A 19,486-nucleotide genomic window follows, 5' to 3' on the forward strand; every position below is an offset into this window, starting at 1 on the left:
CGCACCGCTGTTTTCGGGGCTCAGCGTCCGCTGATCGCCTGCTCGCGGGCCCAGCGGTAGTCGGCCTTGCCCGCTGGGCTGCGTTCGATCACAGGCCGGAACACCACCGCCTTCGGCAGCTTGTAGCGCGCGATCACCTGTGCCGCATGGTCGATGAGCTCCTCCGCCGATGCGTCCCCGCCGTCGGCAAGGGCGACCACCGCGACGACCTCCTGGCCCCAGCGCTCGCTGGGCCGCCCGGCCACCACGACGTCGGCGACGGCGGGATGCGACGCGACCGCCGACTCCACCTCCTCGGCGAAGATCTTCTCGCCCCCCGAATTGATCGTCACCGAATCGCGGCCGAGCAGCTCGATCGCGCCGTCGGCGAGGTGGCGGGCGCGGTCGCCGGGGACCGAGTAGCGGACACCGTCGATGACCGGGAACGTCGCGGCCGTCTTCACCGGGTCACCCTTGTAGCCCAGCGGAACATATCCGCGCTGCGCGAGCCAGCCCATCCCGTCGTGGCCCGGTTCCAGCAGGGCGCTGAGATCCTCTGCGGCGACGGAAGTGTCGGGCCCGGCAGTGAAGGTGCCCGTCGACACCGCGCCCTGACCCGACATGTGGGTCATCTGCGCACCGGTCTCCGAGGAGCCCACCCCGTCGACGACCATCAGGTTCGGCTTCGCGTCGATCAGCCGCTGTTTGGCGGTCGGCGTGAGTTGCGCTCCGCCGTTGGCCACCACCGCGAGCGACGACAGATCGGCCCCGGTGCGCTCGAACGCATCGGCCAGCGGCCGGGCCATCGCATCGCCGACCACGGTGACCGCCAGGACCTTCTCCCGCTCGACCGTGCGCACGACGTCGTCGACGTCGAGATGGTCGGTCACCGCGGAGAACACCACGGACTGCCCGGTGGTCATGGCCGTCAGGACGGCCCACTGCGCGGCACCGTGCATCAGCGGCGGCAGCACCATCAGCGTGGTGCCGGGGGATTCCGCGCACCGGGTGGCGATGTCGTCGTAGGAGCGGGCGGCCTCGCCGGTGTAGAGGCTGCGGCCGCCGAACGAGGTCATGAAGATGTCGTGCTGGCGCCACAGCACACCCTTGGGCATGCCGGTCGTCCCGCCGGTGTAAAGGACATAGAGATCGTCGGGCGACGGCTCGACCGGCGGCGGGTCGGCCGGACCTTCCCCGACGATCGACTCGTAATCGATTGCACCGGGCAACAATTCGTTGCCCGAGTCGTCCGCGATCTGGACGAGCACGCGCAGCGCCGGAAGGTCGGGGAGCACCTCGGCCAAGCGCGGGGCGAACGCGGAATGGTAGAGCAGCGCGGTGGCGCCCGAATCCGACAGCAGGTAGTGCAGCTCGCTCTTGACGTAGCGGTAGTTGACGTTGAACGGGGCGACGCGGGCGCGCCACGCGCCCAGCATTCCCTCCACGTACTCCGGGCCGTTGTGCGCGTAGATGCCGAGCAGATCCTGGCCCACCTCGTGCCCGGGCAACTCGCTGCGCTCGGTGTGGCACCCCAGCCCCTGGGCGTGCAGGAACGCCGCAAACCGGTTCGACCGCTCGACGATCTGGGCATAGGTCAGACGCCGGTCGCCCTGGATGATGAACTCGCGGTCACCGATGACCCGGACGACCGCGTCGGCGGCGCCGGGAACGGTGAACTCATTCGGCTGAGGCATGCGTTGGACTCTAGACCGACCCGGTATCCGGAGTGAACACCTGCGGCCGAGTTGTATGGTCAGTGGCGGGCCGTCCCCGGTTGGAGGTGTCGCGATGACCCGTACCGCCCGCGACGTGGTGGAGCAGTACAACCTCGTGGTCTGGAATCGGCGCGACGTCGCGCTGGCGGGGGAGCTCCTCGGCGAGACGGTGATTCGGCACGAGGTGGGTGAGGCCGTCACGCTCACGCACGACCAGGCGGTCGCGCGCGTCGTCGATCATCTGGCGATGTTCGAGACGATCCGCTTCGACCTGCACCTGGTGGTGGCCGGCGACGACGGCGAGCATGTCGCGGTCGTCTACCAGTCACCCATGCGGCTGACGGACGGCACGGAGACCACCATCGGGAGTATGGAGATCTTCCGCGTCGTCGATGGCAGGATCACCGAGGTCTGGAACTGCGGCTACAAACAAGGAGTCTGGGCGTGACGGATACGAGCGACGCGACCCCGGGAGGTCGTCGGGTGCTCGACGAGCTGGGGTTCTATCTGCTGGCCGGCGCCGGCGGCGACGGTCCCGCCGGGTTGATGGACGAGGCGCGCCGCGGCGAGGAACTCGGCTTCGGCACGGGGTTCATCTCCGAGCGCTGGAACGTCAAGGAAGCCTCGTCGCTGACCGGTGCCGCGCTGGCCGTCACCTCGCGGATGCGGATCGCCACCGCGGCCACCAACCACAACACCCGGCATCCGCTGATCACCGGGTCGTGGGCGACCACGATGCACCGGCTCTCCGGGGGACGGTTCACCCTCGGGATCGGGCGGGGCATCGCAGCGATGTACAACGCGTTCGGCGTGCCGGCCGTGACGACCGCGCAGATGGCGGACTTCGCGCAGGTGATGCGCAGGCTCTGGAACGGCGAACTGGTTTTCGGCCACGACGGCCCGATCGGCGAGTACAACCTGCTCTTCCTGGACCCCGACTTCCGCGAGGACATCCGGCTCGCGATCGTCGCGTTCGGCCCGCAGACGCTGGCGCTGGGCGGACGGTTGTTCGACGACGTCATCCTGCACACCTACTTCACCCCCGAGACGCTGCAGCGCGCCGTCACCACCGTGAAGGGCGCCGCCGAGCAGGCGGGCCGTGACCCGGCCGACGTCCGGGTGTGGTCGTGCTTCGCGACGGTGGGGGACCACCTGCCCGAGGAACTGCGGCTGAAGAAGACGGTGGCCCGGTTGGCCACCTATCTGCAGGGTTACGGTGACCTGCTGGTCCGCACCAACGGCTGGGATCCCGCTGTGCTGCAACACTTCCGGGACGATCCCGTGGTGCAGTCGATCCCGGGCGGCATCGACCACAAGGCCACGGCCGAGCAGATCGAGCACATCGCCACGCTGATTCCCGACGAGTGGCTGGAACCGGCGGCGACGGGCTCTGCGCAGCAGTGTGTCGACCGGCTGCGTCAGGAGTTCGACTACGGCGCGGACGCGGTGATCATGCACGGCGCCACGCCCGACGAACTCGAACCGATCGTGGCCGCCTACCGCGCGTCCGACCGTTGACCGCAGCCGGGGTGAAGGTCGACGCGGCCGTCGTCGGGCAGCTCGCGCAGGTACCCGAGGGCGCCCGTGCCCTCGAGCGGTGCGGCTACGACGGATGCTGGACGGCCGAGATCAACCACGATCCGTTCCTGCCGCTGACGCTGGCCGCCGAACACACCCGGCGTATTCAACTGGGCACCAGCATCGCGGTGGCGTTCGCGCGCAATCCGATGACCGTGGCGCAGATCGGATGGGACCTCCAGGACTATTCGCAGGGTCGATTCCTGCTGGGGCTCGGTTCCCAGATCAAGCCGCACATCGAGCGACGGTTCAGTATGCCGTGGGACCGTCCGGTGGCGCGGATGCGCGAATTCGTCGCGGCGATGCGGGCCATCTGGACCTGCTGGCGCGACGACAGCCCGCTGCGCTTCGAGGGCGACTTCTACACGCACACGCTGATGACGCCGATGTTCACGCCGCCGGCACACGGCTTCGGCGACCCGGCGGTGTTCCTCGCCGCGGTGGGTGACCGCATGACCGAAATGTGCGGCGAAGTCGCCGACGGGCTTCTGGCGCATGCTTTCTCGACGGAACGCTATCTGCGTGAGGTGACGATCCCGACGCTGACCCGCGGATTGGAACGGGCGGGCCGGCAGCGTACCGACATCGAGGTGGCCAGCCCGCTGTTCGTGGTGACCGGTCACGACGAGGCGGAACTGGCCGCGGCGGCCGTCGGCACCCGCAAGCAGATCGCGTTCTATGCATCCACCCCGGCCTACCGGGGTGTGCTCGAACTGCACGGCTGGGGTGATCTGCAGACCGAGCTGCACCGGTTGTCCCGGGTTGGGGACTGGGATGTCATGGGATCGCTGATCGACCACACGATGCTCGACACGTTCGCGGTGGTGGCGCCGGTCGACGAGGTGGCCGGCAAGATCCTGGACCGGTGTGCCGGGGCGATCGATCGCGTGCTGGTGGGGTTCCCGGCGACCGTGAGCGAGGCCGAGATCGCCGAGTTGACGGCGACCCTGCACCGCGGCACCCGCTGACGCCACAACGTGGGGGAGGCAGTCAGCAGCAGCGGGCGCCGGGGTTGGCGTCCGCGGCGGCGTGCCGATGCCGCCAGTACTCCCGTTCCGACATCACCGGTGCGCCCGGATGCGCGCGCGCCCGATGCTCCACATACCGCCGGTAGTGGTCGTCTCCCATCAAGGACCCGACGTACCAGCCGATCTGGCCGAATGCCCGGCGTGCTCCCGCGGTAACCCGTCCCACTGCTTCTGCACCTCCTTCTCGGCGGCGGTGACGAACATGCCCGACGGGGCGAACATCCGCGACGGGACGGGCTCGTCCTCTGTCAGCGGGGCACCCTGGCCGCGAATTGCCTTGACAGCCATCGCGACACCGGCGGCGAAGACGATCAGCGTGAGTGCTGCGAAGACGATCGACAGCGTGCCCTGGATGAACGTGTTGCGGATGACGGCGTCGAGCTGGCCGGGGTTCTTGGCGGCCCCGAACGCGGTTTCACCGGCGTCCCTGGCGTTGCGGTAGGAGAAGTGCTGCGTCCAGTACCCGACCTTCGGGTCGCCGGAGAAGATCTTCTGCCACGACGCCGTCATGGTCACGATGAGATCCCACGTCAGCGGAATGCCGGGGATCCACGCCCATTTCAGCAGGCCGCGCTTGATGACCACCACGGTGACCACGGTGAGCGCGATCGCGGCCAGCAGCTGGTTGGCGATGCCGAACAGCGGGAACAGGGTGTTGATCCCGCCCAGCGGGTCGGTCACTCCCATCAGCAGGATGCTGCCCCATGCGGCGACGACGATCACGCTGCACACCCACGCGCCGACGCGCCAGCTCGGATTGCGCAGCTTCTTCAGCGGTCCGCCCAGGTTGCCCAGTGCGTCGGACAACATGAATCGCGCCACGCGCGTCCCGGCATCGACGGTCGTGAGAATGAACAGCGCCTCGAACATGATCGCGAAGTGGTACCAGAACGCCTTGAGCCCGGTGCCCCCGAACACCTGGTGCAGCACTTCGGACATGCCGAAGGCGAGCGTGGGCGCTCCGCCGGTGCGCGAGACGATGGTTTCCTCCCCGACACCGCGGGCGGCCTCGTCGATGTCCTGCGGGCTGATCGGCGCCCCGGACAGCCCGAGCCCGTTGACGTAGTCGGCGGCGCTCTGCGCCGTGGTCCCGGTCGAAGCCGATGGGGCATTCATCGTGAAGTAGAGGTGCTGATTGATGATCGCCGCGGTGATCAGCGCCATGATCGCCACGAACGACTCGGTCAGCATGCCGCCGTACCCGATCAGCCGCATCTGGCTTTCCTTCTCGAGCAGCTTCGGCGTGGTGCCCGAGGAGATCAGGGCGTGGAAGCCCGACAGCGCGCCACAGGCGATCGTGATGAACAGGAACGGGAACAAGGAGCCGGCGAAGACGGGACCGGTGCCGCTGGCAGCGAAGGACGAGATGGCCGGGGCCTCCATGACCGGGCGGGCGATCAGGATCCCGATGGCCAGCAGCGCGATGGTGCCCACCTTCATGAAGGTGGACAGGTAGTCGCGCGGGGCGAGGAGCAACCACACCGGCAACACCGAGGCCGCGAGGCCGTAGAGGATGATGCACCACGACAGGGTCACCTTCGACAGCGTGAACCAGTCCACACCCCAGGAGGTTTCGGCCACCCAACCGCCTGACACGACCGCCAGCAGCAACAGCGCCACGCCGATCACCGACACCTCGGACACTCGGCCGGGCCGCAGGAACCTCAGGTAGAGACCCATGAAGATCGCGATCGGGATCGTCATCGCGATCGAGAACACGCCCCAGGGGCTCTCGGACAGCGCGCCCACCACCACCAGCGCGAGCACGGCCAGCAGGATGACCATGATCACCAGCACGCCGACGATCGCGGCGATGCCGCCGACCACGCCGAGTTCGTCGCGCGCCATCTGTCCCAGCGAGCGGCCCCGGCGGCGCACCGAGATCGACAGCACGAGATAGTCCTGGACGCAGCCGGCCACGACGGCGCCGATGATGATCCAGATCGCCCCCGGCAGGTAGCCCATCTGCATCGCCAGCACCGGACCGACCAAAGGGCCCGCTCCGGCGATCGCGGCGAAGTGATGTCCGTAGAGCACCCGCCGATCGGTCGGCATGTAGTCGGTGCCGTTCTCGAAAACCTCGGCGGGCGTGGCGATGTCGTCGCGCGGTCGCACCACCTTCATCTCGATCAGCCGGGCGTAGAACCGGAAGCCGATGACGTAGGTGCAGATCGCGGCGATCACGAACCACACCGCGTTCACGGTCTCCCCGCGGAAGAACGCGATCATCGCCCACGCCAGCGCCCCCAGCACCGCGACGACGGCGAAAATGATCTTGTGTTTCGTGGTGATCGGCGACCGGTCGATGATCGCGACGGGCGGCAGATCCCTGTCGGTCTTCACATAGGTGATGTCACCGACGGTTTCCTCGATGCGCCCTGACGGTGCGGCAGTGGGTGTGGCCATGATCCTCCGAGTCCCTCCCTCGTCGGCTCGACGCGCGTGCCTCGTGTCGATACTCGCACCGGACAATCCGGTCCCGGCGCGGAACCCCCGTTTCCAGACTCAGGTGGCCCGGTCGTAGTGTGCGCGCACGGTGTCGACGGTGTCGGCCTCGGCAGCGCTCTTGTCGTCGCGGTAGCGCAGGACCCGGGCGAACCGCAGCGCCATGCCGGCGGGGTAGCGCGTCGAGGTCTGGATGCCGTCGTAGGCGATCTCGACGACCTGCTCGGGGCGCACCCGCACGACGTAACCGTCGGTGGGCCCGTCGGCCAGGTCGAGGAACCGCTGCGTCTGCCAGTCCAGCATCTCGTCGGTCATGCCCTTGAACGTCTTGCCGAGCATCTTCAGCTCGCCGGTTGCGGGGTCGCGCGCGCCGAGATGGATGTTCGAGAGCTTTCCTGTTCGCCGCCCCGAACCCCACTCGACGGCCAGCACCACCAGGTCGAGGGTGTGCACCGGCTTGACCTTCAGCCAGCCCGCGCCGCGGCGCCCTGCCTCGTACGGCGCGTCGGCCGCCTTGGCCATCACCCCCTCGTGACCCGCCGCCAGTGTCGCGTCGAGGAAGCGTTGAGCCTCGTCGGCGTCGGTGGTGACCAGCCGGTCGACCCGGTGGTGGCCGGGCACGATCGCCGCCAGCGCCGCGCTGCGCTCGTGTGCCGGACGGTCGAGAAGGTCGGTGCCGTCGACGTGGAGCAGATCGAAGTAGAAGACCGACAGGCGTTGATCGCCCGGACCGGCGCCGCCGCGGCGACCGAACCGCGACGCGGTGACCTGGAACCGGTGCGGGCGCCCGTCCGGCTTGAGCGCGATCGCCTCGGCGTCGGCGATCAGGGTGTCGACCGGGAGTGCCAGCGTCGCATCGACCACCTCCGGGAGCCGCGCGGTGACATCGTCGAGGCTGCGGGTGAAGATCGACACCGATTCTCCGGCGCGGTGGATCTGCACGCGCGCGCCGTCCAGCTTTGCTTCGAAGGCAGCGCTGCCGCCGAGACGCTGCAGGGCGTCGGCGACGCCGGTGGCGGTCTGGGCGAGCATGGGTCCGACCGGCTTGCCGACACGCAGCGTGAACTGCGCCAGCGCCTCCTGCCCGCCGGTCAGCGCCGCGGCGGCCACCGCGGGCAGATCGCCGCCGAGCATGGCGGCCCGTCGTACCTCGGCGGGCGGCAGGCCGGCGGCGGAGGCGACGGCGTCGGCCATCACCCCGACGAGTGCTCCCTGCCGGAGTTCGCCGCCGAGCAGCCTGCGCAGGAACGTCTGCTCGACGTCGGTGGCGGCCGCGAAGAGCCGGCCCAGCAACTCGGCGCGCCGGGCCTGCGACCCCTTGCCCGCGGTCGTCCCGATCTCGGTGAACAGGGCTTCGACCTCGCCGACGGTGAGCCGGGGTTCGGCACCGGGTGCGGGTAGGGAGCGCAGCGCGGCCCAGCCGACGCCGATCTGTCGCTGCGTCAGCTCGCCCGACAGCCAGGACACCACCACGGCCACCGCGTCGGGGTCCTCGGCGGCCGCGACGCGCAGCAGGTCGCCGAGGCGGGCGGTCTTCGCCCGTCGCGACGACGAGGCGGCCACGTCGGCCGACGCACGGGCGACCTCTACCAGGAGCACGGGGTCAGACTGGCACGGGCCACCGACATCCGGCTCACGTGACCTTGAAGGTGATGGAGTGCCAGCCCGTCGCGCCGTCGGGGACCGGGTCGGCGCGATCCGGGGTCTGGGTGTAGCCGGTGTTGTCGGTGGCCCGCACCGTGATCTTGTGGAAGCCCGGACCGGCCGCCTCCCAGTCGAAGCTCCACAGCCGCCAGGTGTCGTTGGAGTAGGAGGCGCCGAGAGTGGCCTGCTGCCAGTCGCCGTCGTCGATCTGCACCTCGACGGTGCGTACGCCCCGGTTCTGGGCCCACGCGACCCCGCCGAACGTGACCGGGCCGGCGGGGACGTCCTGGCCGGCGCGCGGGACGTCGATGCGCGACTCGGTCTTGATGGGACCGCGCGGCGCCCAGCCCAGTTTGGTCCAGTACGCCTCGGCACGGTCGAAACGGGTGAGTTCGAGGTCGACGAGCCATTTGGTCGCCGACACATAGCCGTACAGCCCCGGCACCACCAGCCGGGCCGGGTAGCCGTGCTCGATCGGTAGGGGCTGGCCGTTCATGCCGATCGCCAGCAGCGCGTCGCCAGAGGTGAGTGCCTCGACCGGCGTGCCCGCGGTCCAACCGTCGACCGACGTCGACAACACCATGTCGGAGCCGGCGTCCACCCCGGCCTCGGCGAGCAGGTCGGCGACGCGGTATCCGGTCCACACGGCATTCGAGATCAGTTCGCCACCAACGGGATTGGAGACACAGGTGAGCGTGACCACGCGTTCGACGGGGTCGAAGCGGTCCAGGTCGGAGAAGCGCAGGGTCACCTCGCGGTCGACCATGCCGTGGATGCGCAGTTGCCATGCCTCGCGGCTGAGCTGCGGGACGGTCAGCGCGGTGTCGATGCGGTAGAAGTCCTCGTTGCTCGTCACGAATGACGGCAGCGCAACGTCTTTCGGCTGCACCGTGTCGGGGATCGGGGCGGCGGGCTGGGAAACACGGGGCAGCGCGAACGCGCTGCGGTCGCCGGAGACCGAGGACGCCAGGCGGGTGATCACCACACCGGCGACCCCGCTGACCGCGCCTGCGGCGAGCAGTCCCAGAGTGACCAGCGAGCGGCGCCGGCCAGCGTCGGGGGAGTCTTCGGCGGCATCGCGGTCCCGCAAGCGGCGCGAGATCACCAGCCTCAGTGCGGCGATCCCGCACACGACGCCCACCAGTGTGGGAATGGTGTCCACGGCGGTCGCCCCGGCCCGCGACAGCACCGCCGCGCAGCCCAGCGCGCCTGCGGCGGCGATCATCGCGCTGCCCAGCGGGCGTCGTGGGCCTTCCAGGATCCCCGCGACGGCGGCCAGCGCGGCGATGACGAGCAGCACGGCGACCGAGAGCACCAGTTTGTCTGCGGTGCCGAAGGTCTGGATGGCCCATTCCTTGACCGATCCGGGCGTCAGCTGGATCACCGCGGAGCCGACGGCCGTCCGCACGTCGGCCTGCGGGCCGAACGCCGCGCCGACCAGCTGCGCCACTCCGACGGCGACGGCGGCCGCGGCGACGCCGCCCGCAGCCCGGGCACCCAGAGTGGTCATGGCGCCAAACTACCGGCGCAGCGAACCCGAAACCCTTACCGATTCGTGTCATCCGCTAGGTTGCTTTACAGATTGACCACGAAATGCAACGTTGGTCGACGGGAAGGGAGCGAGATGGAGATCGAGGGCAAGAAGGCCGTCGTCGTCGGAGGCGCGTCCGGATTCGGCCGGGCGACGGCCGAGGCGCTGGCCAAGCGTGGCGCGAGCGTCGCGGTGCTGGACCGCCCGCAGTCCAGGGGGGCCGAGGTCGCCGACGCGATCGGCGGCGCCTTCCACGCCGTCGACGTCACCGACTTCGACGGCACCGAAACGGTTCTCGATCAGGCGGTCCAGGGGCTCGGCGGCCTGCACATCGCCGTGACGACCGCGGGTGGCGGCCTCGCGGAGCGCACCGTGAAGAAGGACGGTCCGCACAGCCTGGAGTCGTTCCGCAAGAGCATCGACCTGAACCTGATCGGCACCTTCAACATCAGCCGTCTCGCCGCCTGGCACATGTCGAAGAACGAGCCCGTCGACGACGAGGCCGAAGAGCGCGGGGTCATCATCAACACCGCCTCGATCGCCGCCTTCGAAGGGCAGATCGGGCAGGTCGCCTACACCGCGTCCAAGACGGCGATCGCCGGGATGTGCCTGACGATGGCACGCGATCTGGGCAGCCTCGGGATCCGGGCGCTCGCGATCGCGCCCAGCCTGTTCGCCACCGGCTTGACCGAGGGCATTCCCGACGAGTTCGCCACCGTGCTGACCAAGGACGCCGCGTTCCCCAAACGCCTCGGCAAGCCCGAGGAGTACGCCAAACTCGCCGTCGCGATCGTCGAGAACCCCATGCTCAACGGGCAGTGCCTGCGGCTGGACGCGGGCCAGCGTTTCGCCCCCAAGTAGCGGCGATTTCGGCGTGGTCGGTTGCGCTGAGCGCGACCGATCACGCCGAAATCACTAAGGTCGAGGGGTGGCTACTGTCGCTGATCACGTCATCACCGCCCTGCACACCAGCGGCGTCCGGCGCGTCTACGGGCTTCCGGGCGACAGCCTCAACGGGTTCACCGACGCGCTGCGCCGCTCCGGGGAGTTGACCTGGGAGCACGTGCGACACGAGGAGACCGCCGCGTTCGCGGCGGCCGCCGACGCCGCGCTGACCGGAGGACTGGCGGTCTGCGCCGGCAGCTGCGGGCCGGGCAATCTGCATCTCATCAACGGCCTGTTCGACGCGCAGCGCAGCCGGGTGGCGGTGCTCGCGATCGCCGCGCACATCCCGCGCACGGAGATCGGGTCCGAGTACTTCCAGGAGACCCACCCGCAGGAGTTGTTCCGGGACTGCAGCGTGTACTGCGAACTGGTCAGCACTCCCGAGATGCTGCCGCGGATCCTGCACATGGCCATGCGGGCGGCGGTCGAGGAGCGCGGCGTGGCCGTCGTGGTCATCCCCGGCGAGATCTTCCTGCAGAAGGCCGCTGCGACGGCCTGGGAGTCCCGACCGGTGCGCGCCGCCGCGACGGTGGCACGCCCCGACGACGAGTCGCTGCGGCAGGCGGCGGCGATCCTGGATGCGTCGCAGGCCGTCACCATCCTCGCGGGCGCGGGCGTCGCCGGTGCGCACGACGAACTGGTCGCGCTCGCCGACGCCCTGAAGGCCCCCGTCGTGCACGCGTTGCGGGGCAAGGAGTTCATCGAATACGACAACCCCTTCGACGTCGGGATGACGGGACTGCTCGGTTTCGCGTCGGGATACAAGGCGATCAAGGAATGCGACACGCTGCTGATGCTGGGGACCGACTTCCCCTATCAGCAGTTCTTTCCCGACCATGCGCGGGTGATCCAGGTCGACATCCGCGGTCGCCACCTCGGCCGGCGGACCCCGGTGGACCTCGGTCTGGTCGGCACCGTCGCCGACACCTTGCCGCCGCTGAGATCCCTGGTGCGGCCCAAGGCCGACACCGCCCACCTGGAGCGGTCGTTGCGGCACTACCGCAGAACCCGCAAGACGCTCGACGAGCTCGCCGTCAACGATCGCGACCGCACCCCGATCCGGCCGGAATACGTTGCCGGACTGATCAATCGGCTCGCCGCCGATGACGCGGTGTTCACCGTCGACGTCGGATCGCCGGTGGTGTGGGCGGCGCGCTACCTGCGCATGAACGGGCGCCGGCGCCTGATCGGTTCGTTCAACCACGGCACCATGGCGTGCGCGCTGCCGCACGCGATCGGCGCGCAGACCGCGGCGCGCGGCCGGCAGGTGGTGGCGCTGGCCGGTGACGGGGGCCTGACGATGCTGTTCGGCGAGCTGATCACGCTCGTCCAGAACCGGCTGCCGGTCAAGCTCGTCGTGTTCAACAACTCCTCGCTCAACTTCGTCGAACTGGAGATGAAAGCCGCCGGAATCGTCAACTACGGCACCGACCTGGTCAACCCGAACTTCGCCGACGTGGCCCAGGCGATGGGGATCTTCGGCCGGCGCGTCGAGCAGCCGGCGGACCTGGAACAGGCGCTCGACGACGCGTTCGCCGTCGACGGACCGGCCGTCGTCGACGTCGTGACCGCACGTCAGGAACTGTCCATCCCGCCCGCCATCACCGCCGAGCAGGCCAAGGGCTTCTCGCTCTACGCGATCCGCACCATCCTCGCCGGGCGCTCGGACGAGCTGCTCGACCTCGTCACCACCAACGTGGCCCGCCGCATCCTCGACTGATCGTCACTGTCGTCGGCGCCCACCTGACACTATGGCGGTCATGCCAGTCGAGGTGATGCTGACCGATGCCGACACCGAGGCGCTGCAGTCCTGGATCCGACGGATCGGGCTCGGATCGACCGTCTCCGACGTCACGCCGCTCACGGGCGGGTCGCAGAACATCGTGGTGCAGTTGTCGGTCGACGGCCGGCCGATGGTGCTGCGCCGCCCGCCGGAGCATCCCCGACCCACCAGTGACAACACGATGCGCCGCGAGATCGCGGTGCTGACGACGCTGGCCGGTTCCCCGGTTCCGCACCCCGAGTTGATCGCCGGCTGCGACGATCTCGACGTGCTCGGTGTCGTCTTCTATCTGATGGAGGCCATCGACGGATTCAACCCGGGCACCGACGTCGACGACGCGTATGTCCGCGATCCGAGGATGCGCCACGATGTCGGCATCTCCTACGCGGCGAGCCTCGCCGCGCTGAGCGCGGTGCCGTGGCAGGGCAGCGCGCTCGCGCAGCTCAAACGTCCGGGTTCCTTTCTCGCGCGGCAGGTTCCGCAGTTCATGCGCCTCCTCGAGAGCTATCGCCATGACCGCTACGCGCCGGAGTCATTCCCGTCGGTCGCCGGTCTCGCCGAATGGCTCGAGGCCCACCGCCCGCCGGACGCCGACCCGGCGATCATGCACGGCGACTGCCACCTCAACAACGTGCTGCTGCGCCGCGACGTTGCGGAGGTGGCGGCGTTCATCGACTGGGAGATGTGCACCATCGGCGACCCCCTGCTCGATCTGGGCTGGATGCTGGTGTGCTGGCCCGACGGGCCGAACCCGATCGATGCGGGTGCGGCGCTCGCCTCTCTCGGCGGGTTGCCCACCCGGACAGAGTTACTCGCCGCCTACCGCGACGCCGGCGGGCGATCCACCGAGCGGCTCGATTGGTACGTGGCCATGGCCTGCTTCAAGCTCGGCATCGTCATCGAGGGCACGTGGTCGCGGTACCTGGCCGGGCAGGCCAGCGCGGAGGCCGGCGAGCGGCTGCACGCCTCGGCGGAGAACCTGATCGAGCTCGGAACCCGGGTTGCGCACGGCGACAACGTGTTCCTGTGAACCTCAGCGGTAGGTGTCCCACCCCAGCTTGATGGCCAAGGCCAGACCGGCGAGCCCGATCGCCACCCGCATCGGGCCGGCGGGCGCGTGGCGCACCACGACCGGTCCCAGACGCGATCCGAGCAGGCAGCCGAGGCCGAGCGCCGCGACCGCGGCCCACTGCACCGGCGCGACGATCGCGAACACCACGGCGGCGCTGCAGTTCGAAGCCCCCAGCACGACGTTCTTGGTGGCGTTGGCGTGCGCCAACGTCGTTGTGCCCGAACGCAACAGCAACGCCAGCAGCAACACACCCGCAGCCGCACCGAAGTAGCCGCCGTAGACGCAGATCGCCGCGATCGCCGCCGTCTCGGCCAGCAGACCGGCCAGCTCGCGTCTGCGGCCCCGCTCGACGTCCGCGCGAGGCCGCACCGGCAGCAGGATCGCCACGGCCGCCACACCGAGCAGCACCGGCACCGCCCTTTCGAAACCCTCGGCCGGGGTGGACAGCAGCAGCGCCGCTCCGGCCACGCCGCCGAGAATCGCGAACGGCACGATCCGGGCGAGCCGACGGCCCTGCCCCGCCAATTCGGGTCGCGAGCCCAAGACCGACCCGATGCCGTTGAAGACCAGGGCGACCGTGTTGGTGACGTTGGCGGTGACGGGCGGCAGGCCCACGACGAGCAGAGCCGGATAGGTCGCCACCGAGGCCAGCCCCGCGATGCTCCCGGTGAGACCCCCGAGGATGCCGGCCGCGACGAGCAGCACCGTCTGCGACCACGACACCGGGCTCATTGTGCCAATCGCGGACGGGGCCGGCAGCGCCACACCCTCCGAGGCGAATGTGGTTGCAGCGGCGGCGCGGGCGGGGCTAGCATCGTCGACGTGCCGAGGCGACTCGTAGTAGCAACCCGCAGCGGGGTCTGATCCAGACCGACCCCTCGCTGTGGGTCGTTGCTCGTTCGTCGGTCGCTTTCCCCTTCATCTCGAGGCCGGCACCCATGAACTCCTCCATCGCCATCACACCCCTGTCGTCGTTCGCCGCATGCGTGGATGGCCGTGTGCCCCGCCCGTTGCGTGCGGACGCCGAGACGAAGACCTTCGATGCGTTCGTCGGGGAGTACGCGCCGCACGCCGGGCCGGTGCGCCTCGGGCAGTGGTCGTGCGTCGACGGCGACCGTCCCGCGGGCCGGCTGGGCCCGCAGGCGCGTACCTATCAGGCCACGCTGGCAATGGGGGACAGCATCGGCACGGCGCGGGCCGCCGCGTGCGGTCCGGTGGCCGCGCTGACCGCGATGCTCCACGAACGCGGGGTCGCCGTCGAGGTGACGGCCTTCCACCAGCTGCGCGCCGGCGGGCAGACCGCGACGTTCCTGTGCGGCAGCGGCGCCGGGCGTGCGGAGTGGGCGCTGGGCTGGTCGGACGACCCGGTCCAGTCAGCGTTGCGGGCGGTGGTCGCCTGCGCCAACCGCCTGCTGGCCTGAGGTCCGTCAGCGCAAGGGGCGCAACACGATCGGCATGCCATCCAGCGGCACCGGCATCCCGCCGTAGTCGTAGCGCGGGGTGTAGCCGGCCTTCGGCAGCTCGAGCCGGTAGCGGCGCAGCAGCCGGTGCATGACCGTCTTGATCTCCAGCTGACCGAACACCATGCCGATACACTTGTGCGCTCCGCCGCCGAACGGCGCGAACGCGTAACGGTGTCTCTTGTGTTCGTTGCGCGGCTCGGCGAAGCGCTCCGGGTCGAACTTCTCCGGATCGGTCCACAGCTCGGGCAGCCGGTGGTTGATCGACGGCCACGTCACCACCGCGGTGTCGGCCGGGATGTAGTAGCCGAGCAGCTCGGTGTCGCGCACCGTCTGGCGGAAGTTGAACGGCAGCGGCGTCATCATCCGCAGCGACTCGTTCACCACGAGGTCGTAGGTCTCGAGCTTGTCCAGCGCCTCGATGTCGAGCGGCCCGTCACCGATCCGCTCCGACTCCTCGCGCAGCCGGTCCTGCCACTGCGGATTGGCCGCCAGGTGGTAGGCCATCGTCGTCATCGTGGAGGTCGACGTGTCGTGGGCCGCCATCATCAGGAAGATCATGTGGCTGACGATCTGGTCGTCGGTGAAGCTGCCGCCGTCCTCATCGGCCGAGTGGCACAGCACGCTGAACATGTCGGTGCTCTCCGAGCGGCGCTTCTCACCGATCCGGCTGGAGAAGTAGTGCTCGAGCGTCTCGCGGGCCTTGATGCCCCGCCACCAGGTCAGCGGCGGCACCGGCTTGCGGACGATGGCGTTGCCCGCCCGGGTGGTCGTGGTGAACGCCTGATTGATGGTGGTAACCAGTTCGCGGTCGGTCCCCGCCGGGTGACCCATGAACACCTCGGAGGCGATGTCGAGGGTCAGTTCCTTGATCGCCGGATAGAAGAGGAACCGCGGATCGTTGGGCACCCAGTCGTTGGCGAGCACGCGGGTCGCGACCGAGTCGACATGCGGCACGTAGCCGGACAGCCGGGTACGGGTGAACGCCTCCTGCATGATGCGGCGGTGGAACAGGTGCTCGTCGAAGTCGAGCAGCATCAGACCGCCGTCGAAGAACGGGCCGATGATGGGATCCCAGGCGCGCTGGGAGAAGTCCTTGTTCCGGTTGGTGAAGACGGCCTGGGTGGCGTCGGGGCCCAGCGCCATCACCGCCGACAGCGCGGGCGACTGCGAGTAGTAGATGGGCCCGTGCTTGCGGTACTGCTCGAGGATGAAATCCGGACCGCCGCGGAACGTCTCGATCATGTGCCCGATCACCGGCAACCCGGCGTCACCCTTGATCGCCTTGAGTCCGCTGCCCGCCGGCGGCTCGGCGAACACGAACTGGTCCCACTCGGTGTTCTTGAGGCGCTTCTCCACCGCGCCCATGCCGGGAATGGTCACCGGTGTGGGCTTCAATCGCCGTTTGGCCTGGTCAAGCCAGTAGTCGGTGGCGCTGATCGTCGGCATCTTCACACTCCTGACTGAGGGTGACTGTGGTCGATGTCACTGGCGACCATCCTGGTCGAGACACTTGACGCCTGTCAAGTTTCGTGGAGTTTGTGTCCCGCGCGCCGCGATGCCAAGGTTGACTGCCATGACAGCCGATCCCGCCACCACCGATCCGCGGCGCAGCCGCGGCGATCGGCAGCGGGACGCCATCATCACCGCCGTGCGTGAACTGCTGCAGGAGCGCTCCTTCGCCGACCTGTCGGTGAGCACGATCAGCGAGCGCGCGGGCGTGGCGCGCTCGGGCTTCTACTTCTACTTCGACTCCAAGTACGCGGTGCTCGCCGTGATCGTCGCCGAGGCGATGGCCGAACTCGACCAGCTCACCCACGACTTCGCCCCGCGTGAGGCGGGGGAGACGCCGTCGGCGTTCGCCACCCGGATGGTGGGTTACGCGGCCGCGGTGTTCGCCTCGAACGACCCGATCATGGGTGCCTGCAATCTCGCGCGCAGCACCGACGCGCAGATCCGCGAGATCATGGACGACTTCCAGGACACCGTCGTCAACAAGATCGTGGGACTGGTCGGGCAGGACCAGGGCGCACGCCCGATCTCCGACGACCTGCCGGCGCTGGTCCGCACCCTCACCGCGGTCACGTCGATGACGTTGGCGCGCGACAGCGCGTTCGTGGGCCGCGAGGTCGACCCGGCCCGGGCCACCGAGATCGCCGAGCGGCTGTGGCTGTACGGACTCTGGGGCGGCGCCGACCTGCGCGGCGAGTGAGCGAGATCGGTGCGCTGGACGGCCGGTAGTGTCGCTGCCATGGGTTCTGGCGACGGGCGCGGTGCCTATTTCACTGGCAAGCGGTGCTTTCTCACCGGTGCGGCCAGCGGGATCGGACGCGCGACGGCGCTGAAGCTGGCGGCGCAGGGTGCCGAGCTGTATCTGACCGACCGCGACGCCGAGGGGCTGTCGGCCACCGTGGCCGACGCGCAGGCGCTGGGCGCCGCGGTGCCGGCCCACCGTGCGCTCGACATCACCGACTACGACGCGGTCGCCGGATTCGCCGCTGACATCCACACCCGGCACGGGTCGATGGACGTGGTGATGAACATCGCGGGGATCTCGACCTGGGGCACCGTCGATCAGCTCACCCATCACCACTGGAAGTCGATGATCGACGTCAACCTGATGGGCCCCATCCACGTCATCGAGACGTTCCTGCCGCCGATGGTGGCCGCCGGTCGCGGAGGACACCTGGTCAACGTGTCGTCGGCGGCCGGCCTGGTGGCGCTGCCGTGGCACGCCGCCTATTCGGCGAGCAAGTACGGCCTGCGCGGCCTGTCCGAGGTTCTGCGTTTCGACCTGGCCCGGCACGACATCGGCGTGTCGGTGGTGGTGCCCGGCGCGGTCAAAACCCCACTGGTGCAATCGGTTCACATCGCCGGGGTGGACCGCGAGGACCCGCGGGTGCAGTGGTGGACGGATCGCTTCGGCGGGCATGCCGTGTCGCCGGAGACCGCTGCGGACAAGATCCTGCGCGGCGTGGTGCGCAACAACTTCCTCGTGTACACCTCCGCCGACATCCGTGCGCTCTACTTCGCCAAGCGCACCTTCTGGCGGCCCTATGCGATGGCGATGGAGCGGGTGAACGTCGTCTTCACCCGGGCCCTACGGCCGCACCCGCGCCAGCGCTGAGTGTCATCGCTTGCCCCAGTCCCACGGCGGAGTGGTCAGCAGTTCCTGGCCGCACACCTTCGTCTCACCCCAGTCCTTGACGAGCTCGATCTCCCACGCGTCGCCGTCGGAGCCGATCGGCGTCGCGCCGATCCGCTCGCGCAACGCCGCCGAATGTGTGACCACCACGACCTGGGTCACGGCGGCGGCCGCGGTGATGAGGTCGGCCAAGGGCGCGACCAGGTCGGGGTGCAGCGATGTCTCCGGCTCGTTCAACACCATCAGCGACGGGGGCTGCGGGCTCAGCAGCGCGGCCGTCCACAGCAGGAATCGCAGTGTGCCATCGGAGATCTCGGCGCTGCGCAGCGGCCGGAGCATGCCGCGCTGGTGCAGGTTGAGGTCGAACAGGCCGTCGGTGACCGACACCGAGACCGAGGCGCCGTCGAACGCGGTGGCCACCGCGCGGTGCAGATCCTCGGTGCCGGTCTCCAGGATCGTCTGTACCGCGGCGGCGAGGTCGGCGCCGTCGTCGGCGAGCACCGGTGTCCGCGTGCCGACGTGCGGCCTGCGCGCCGGAGCGTGGGCGTCGGCGCGGAAGCCGTCGTAGAAGCGCCAGTCACGCAGCCGTTCCCGCACCATCACCAGTTCCGGTGCGGCCCCCGCCCAGTCGGCCAGCACGCTGCGGTGCGCGGGCAGGTTGCGGGAGAGCTCGTCGAATCCGCGGCTGCCTTCCGAGGCCACCTCGACCAGCCCCCGCACCCGGCGCACCAGCGTGGTGGTCGGCCGCGCCACCGGCCCGGCGAAGATCAGTTCCCGTTTGACCTCGGGGTCGCGGGCGAACGCCGTCTCGACAGCCTGAGGAAGTCCGAAGTCCACCAGGTAACCGAAATCATCCGCGGCATAACCTAATTCGATGGAGACCGGACGGGTGCGCCGGGATCCCTGAGCGGTCCCGGTGCGGCGCGCCCCGGCGAGTTGCTCGGGGCCGGCCCACAGCGCGGACTCGACACCGCCCTCGCGGGCGAAGGACCCGATCACCTCACCGCGGCCGCAGTCGGCGAGCAGGCGCAGCGCGCGGTAGAGCGACGATTTTCCGGTGCCGTTGGCTCCGGTGACGACGGTCAGCCGGCGCAGGGGCAGCACGAGATCCCGGAGCGAGCGGTACCCGCGCACCGCGACTGTCTGCAGCATCGAAAGGCG

At 69.5% G+C, this 19,486-nt stretch carries 17 protein-coding genes; 9 read left to right on the plus strand and 8 right to left on the minus strand.

The genetic code is table 11. The features are described from left to right. Positions 1 to 20: 20 nt before the first annotated feature. Complete coding sequence (locus MCHUDSM44219_RS01735; RefSeq protein WP_048416502.1) at positions 21 to 1,673, minus strand: medium-chain acyl-CoA ligase Mig; 1,653 nt, start codon at positions 1,671 to 1,673, stop codon at positions 21 to 23. Between the two features lie 94 nt (positions 1,674 to 1,767). Here MCHUDSM44219_RS01735 and MCHUDSM44219_RS01740 point away from each other — a divergent pair, with 94 nt between their 5' ends. Genes MCHUDSM44219_RS01740 through MCHUDSM44219_RS01750 form a run of 3 tightly spaced genes read left to right on the plus strand, consistent with a single transcriptional unit; the run spans position 1,768 to position 4,240 of the window. Further along, positions 1,768 to 2,142: a nuclear transport factor 2 family protein gene (locus MCHUDSM44219_RS01740; protein ID WP_048416503.1), complete on the plus strand. Its 375-nt coding sequence runs from the start codon at positions 1,768 to 1,770 to the stop codon at positions 2,140 to 2,142. Continuing rightward, positions 2,139 to 3,212: a TIGR03857 family LLM class F420-dependent oxidoreductase gene (locus MCHUDSM44219_RS01745; RefSeq protein WP_082161981.1), complete on the plus strand. Its 1,074-nt coding sequence runs from the start codon at positions 2,139 to 2,141 to the stop codon at positions 3,210 to 3,212. The genes MCHUDSM44219_RS01740 and MCHUDSM44219_RS01745 overlap by 4 nt, the downstream gene beginning before the upstream one ends. Before the next feature lie 11 nt (positions 3,213 to 3,223). Further along, positions 3,224 to 4,240: an LLM class F420-dependent oxidoreductase gene (locus MCHUDSM44219_RS01750; RefSeq protein WP_048416505.1), complete on the plus strand. Its 1,017-nt coding sequence runs from the start codon at positions 3,224 to 3,226 to the stop codon at positions 4,238 to 4,240. A gap of 22 nt (positions 4,241 to 4,262) precedes the next feature. On the opposite strand, the gene MCHUDSM44219_RS28625 is transcribed toward MCHUDSM44219_RS01750, so the two are convergent. From MCHUDSM44219_RS28625 to MCHUDSM44219_RS01765, 4 genes are all read right to left on the minus strand, one after another. Then, positions 4,263 to 4,466, minus strand: a complete 204-nt coding sequence (locus tag MCHUDSM44219_RS28625; RefSeq protein ID WP_082161982.1) for a YbdD/YjiX family protein — start codon at positions 4,464 to 4,466, stop codon at positions 4,263 to 4,265. Then, positions 4,400 to 6,706: a carbon starvation CstA family protein gene (locus tag MCHUDSM44219_RS01755; RefSeq protein ID WP_048416506.1), complete on the minus strand. Its 2,307-nt coding sequence runs from the start codon at positions 6,704 to 6,706 to the stop codon at positions 4,400 to 4,402. The genes MCHUDSM44219_RS28625 and MCHUDSM44219_RS01755 overlap by 67 nt, the downstream gene beginning before the upstream one ends. Positions 6,707 to 6,805: 99 nt before the next feature. Further along, the gene (locus tag MCHUDSM44219_RS01760; RefSeq protein ID WP_048416507.1) at positions 6,806 to 8,344 is read right to left on the minus strand and encodes an ATP-dependent DNA ligase; all 1,539 of its coding nucleotides are present in this window, start codon (positions 8,342 to 8,344) and stop codon (positions 6,806 to 6,808) included. Positions 8,345 to 8,378: 34 nt separating this feature from the next. Continuing rightward, positions 8,379 to 9,899: a molybdopterin-dependent oxidoreductase gene (locus MCHUDSM44219_RS01765; RefSeq protein WP_048416508.1), complete on the minus strand. Its 1,521-nt coding sequence runs from the start codon at positions 9,897 to 9,899 to the stop codon at positions 8,379 to 8,381. 114 nt (positions 9,900 to 10,013) lie between these two features. Here MCHUDSM44219_RS01765 and MCHUDSM44219_RS01770 point away from each other — a divergent pair, with 114 nt between their 5' ends. The 3 genes from MCHUDSM44219_RS01770 to MCHUDSM44219_RS01780 all read left to right on the plus strand — a co-directional run bounded on the left by MCHUDSM44219_RS01770 (position 10,014) and on the right by MCHUDSM44219_RS01780 (position 13,678). Then, positions 10,014 to 10,781 carry an SDR family NAD(P)-dependent oxidoreductase gene (locus MCHUDSM44219_RS01770; RefSeq protein ID WP_048416509.1) on the plus strand — a complete coding sequence of 256 codons (768 nt, stop codon included), beginning with the start codon at positions 10,014 to 10,016 and terminating at the stop codon, positions 10,779 to 10,781. Positions 10,782 to 10,848: 67 nt separating this feature from the next. Then, positions 10,849 to 12,585 carry a ubiquinone-dependent pyruvate dehydrogenase gene (gene poxB, locus MCHUDSM44219_RS01775; RefSeq protein ID WP_048416510.1) on the plus strand — a complete coding sequence of 579 codons (1,737 nt, stop codon included), beginning with the start codon at positions 10,849 to 10,851 and terminating at the stop codon, positions 12,583 to 12,585. A gap of 40 nt (positions 12,586 to 12,625) precedes the next feature. After that, entirely contained in the window at positions 12,626 to 13,678 is a 1,053-nt protein-coding gene (locus MCHUDSM44219_RS01780; protein WP_048416537.1) for a phosphotransferase family protein, read from the plus strand. A 3-nt stretch (positions 13,679 to 13,681) separates the two neighbouring features. On the opposite strand, the gene MCHUDSM44219_RS01785 is transcribed toward MCHUDSM44219_RS01780, so the two are convergent. Beyond that, complete coding sequence (locus MCHUDSM44219_RS01785; RefSeq protein WP_172506333.1) at positions 13,682 to 14,452, minus strand: sulfite exporter TauE/SafE family protein; 771 nt, start codon at positions 14,450 to 14,452, stop codon at positions 13,682 to 13,684. A 206-nt stretch (positions 14,453 to 14,658) separates the two neighbouring features. Between MCHUDSM44219_RS01785 and MCHUDSM44219_RS01790 the strand changes: the two genes are divergently transcribed. After that, positions 14,659 to 15,141 carry a 2-isopropylmalate synthase gene (locus tag MCHUDSM44219_RS01790; RefSeq protein ID WP_048416511.1) on the plus strand — a complete coding sequence of 161 codons (483 nt, stop codon included), beginning with the start codon at positions 14,659 to 14,661 and terminating at the stop codon, positions 15,139 to 15,141. Positions 15,142 to 15,147: 6 nt separating this feature from the next. Here the strand turns inward: MCHUDSM44219_RS01790 and MCHUDSM44219_RS01795 are convergent, their stop codons facing one another. Beyond that, positions 15,148 to 16,629 carry a cytochrome P450 gene (locus MCHUDSM44219_RS01795; RefSeq protein ID WP_048416539.1) on the minus strand — a complete coding sequence of 494 codons (1,482 nt, stop codon included), beginning with the start codon at positions 16,627 to 16,629 and terminating at the stop codon, positions 15,148 to 15,150. A gap of 127 nt (positions 16,630 to 16,756) precedes the next feature. On the opposite strand from MCHUDSM44219_RS01795, the gene MCHUDSM44219_RS01800 reads away from it, so the two are divergent. Next, complete coding sequence (locus tag MCHUDSM44219_RS01800) at positions 16,757 to 17,392, plus strand: TetR/AcrR family transcriptional regulator (RefSeq protein WP_172506334.1); 636 nt, start codon at positions 16,757 to 16,759, stop codon at positions 17,390 to 17,392. Between the two features lie 39 nt (positions 17,393 to 17,431). Continuing rightward, entirely contained in the window at positions 17,432 to 18,307 is an 876-nt protein-coding gene (locus MCHUDSM44219_RS01805; protein ID WP_048416513.1) for an SDR family oxidoreductase, read from the plus strand. 3 nt (positions 18,308 to 18,310) lie between these two features. On the opposite strand, the gene MCHUDSM44219_RS01810 is transcribed toward MCHUDSM44219_RS01805, so the two are convergent. Then, entirely contained in the window at positions 18,311 to 19,477 is a 1,167-nt protein-coding gene (locus MCHUDSM44219_RS01810; protein ID WP_048416514.1) for an AAA family ATPase, read from the minus strand. Positions 19,478 to 19,486: the final 9 nt, after the last annotated feature.

The sequence above is a fragment of the Mycolicibacterium chubuense genome (assembly GCF_001044255.1).
GTDB lineage: Bacteria > Actinomycetota > Actinomycetes > Mycobacteriales > Mycobacteriaceae > Mycobacterium > Mycobacterium chubuense.

Bases quoted from the DNA above. Each gene is read 5' to 3' on its own strand.
- MCHUDSM44219_RS01805 (WP_048416513.1), top strand. From the start codon at position 17,432: ATGGGTTCTGGCGACGGGCGCGGTGCCTATTTCACTGGCAAGCGGTGC.
- MCHUDSM44219_RS01785 (WP_172506333.1), bottom strand. From the start codon at position 14,452: ATGAGCCCGGTGTCGTGGTCGCAGACGGTGCTGCTCGTCGCGGCCGGC.
- MCHUDSM44219_RS01755 (WP_048416506.1), bottom strand. From the start codon at position 6,706: ATGGCCACACCCACTGCCGCACCGTCAGGGCGCATCGAGGAAACCGTC.
- MCHUDSM44219_RS01735 (WP_048416502.1), bottom strand. From the start codon at position 1,673: ATGCCTCAGCCGAATGAGTTCACCGTTCCCGGCGCCGCCGACGCGGTC.
- MCHUDSM44219_RS01800 (WP_172506334.1), top strand. From the start codon at position 16,757: ATGACAGCCGATCCCGCCACCACCGATCCGCGGCGCAGCCGCGGCGAT.
- MCHUDSM44219_RS01770 (WP_048416509.1), top strand. From the start codon at position 10,014: ATGGAGATCGAGGGCAAGAAGGCCGTCGTCGTCGGAGGCGCGTCCGGA.
- MCHUDSM44219_RS01810 (WP_048416514.1), bottom strand. From the start codon at position 19,477: ATGCTGCAGACAGTCGCGGTGCGCGGGTACCGCTCGCTCCGGGATCTC.
- MCHUDSM44219_RS01790 (WP_048416511.1), top strand. From the start codon at position 14,659: ATGAACTCCTCCATCGCCATCACACCCCTGTCGTCGTTCGCCGCATGC.
- MCHUDSM44219_RS01740 (WP_048416503.1), top strand. From the start codon at position 1,768: ATGACCCGTACCGCCCGCGACGTGGTGGAGCAGTACAACCTCGTGGTC.
- MCHUDSM44219_RS01795 (WP_048416539.1), bottom strand. From the start codon at position 16,629: ATGCCGACGATCAGCGCCACCGACTACTGGCTTGACCAGGCCAAACGG.
- MCHUDSM44219_RS01780 (WP_048416537.1), top strand. From the start codon at position 12,626: ATGCCAGTCGAGGTGATGCTGACCGATGCCGACACCGAGGCGCTGCAG.
- MCHUDSM44219_RS01765 (WP_048416508.1), bottom strand. From the start codon at position 9,899: ATGACCACTCTGGGTGCCCGGGCTGCGGGCGGCGTCGCCGCGGCCGCC.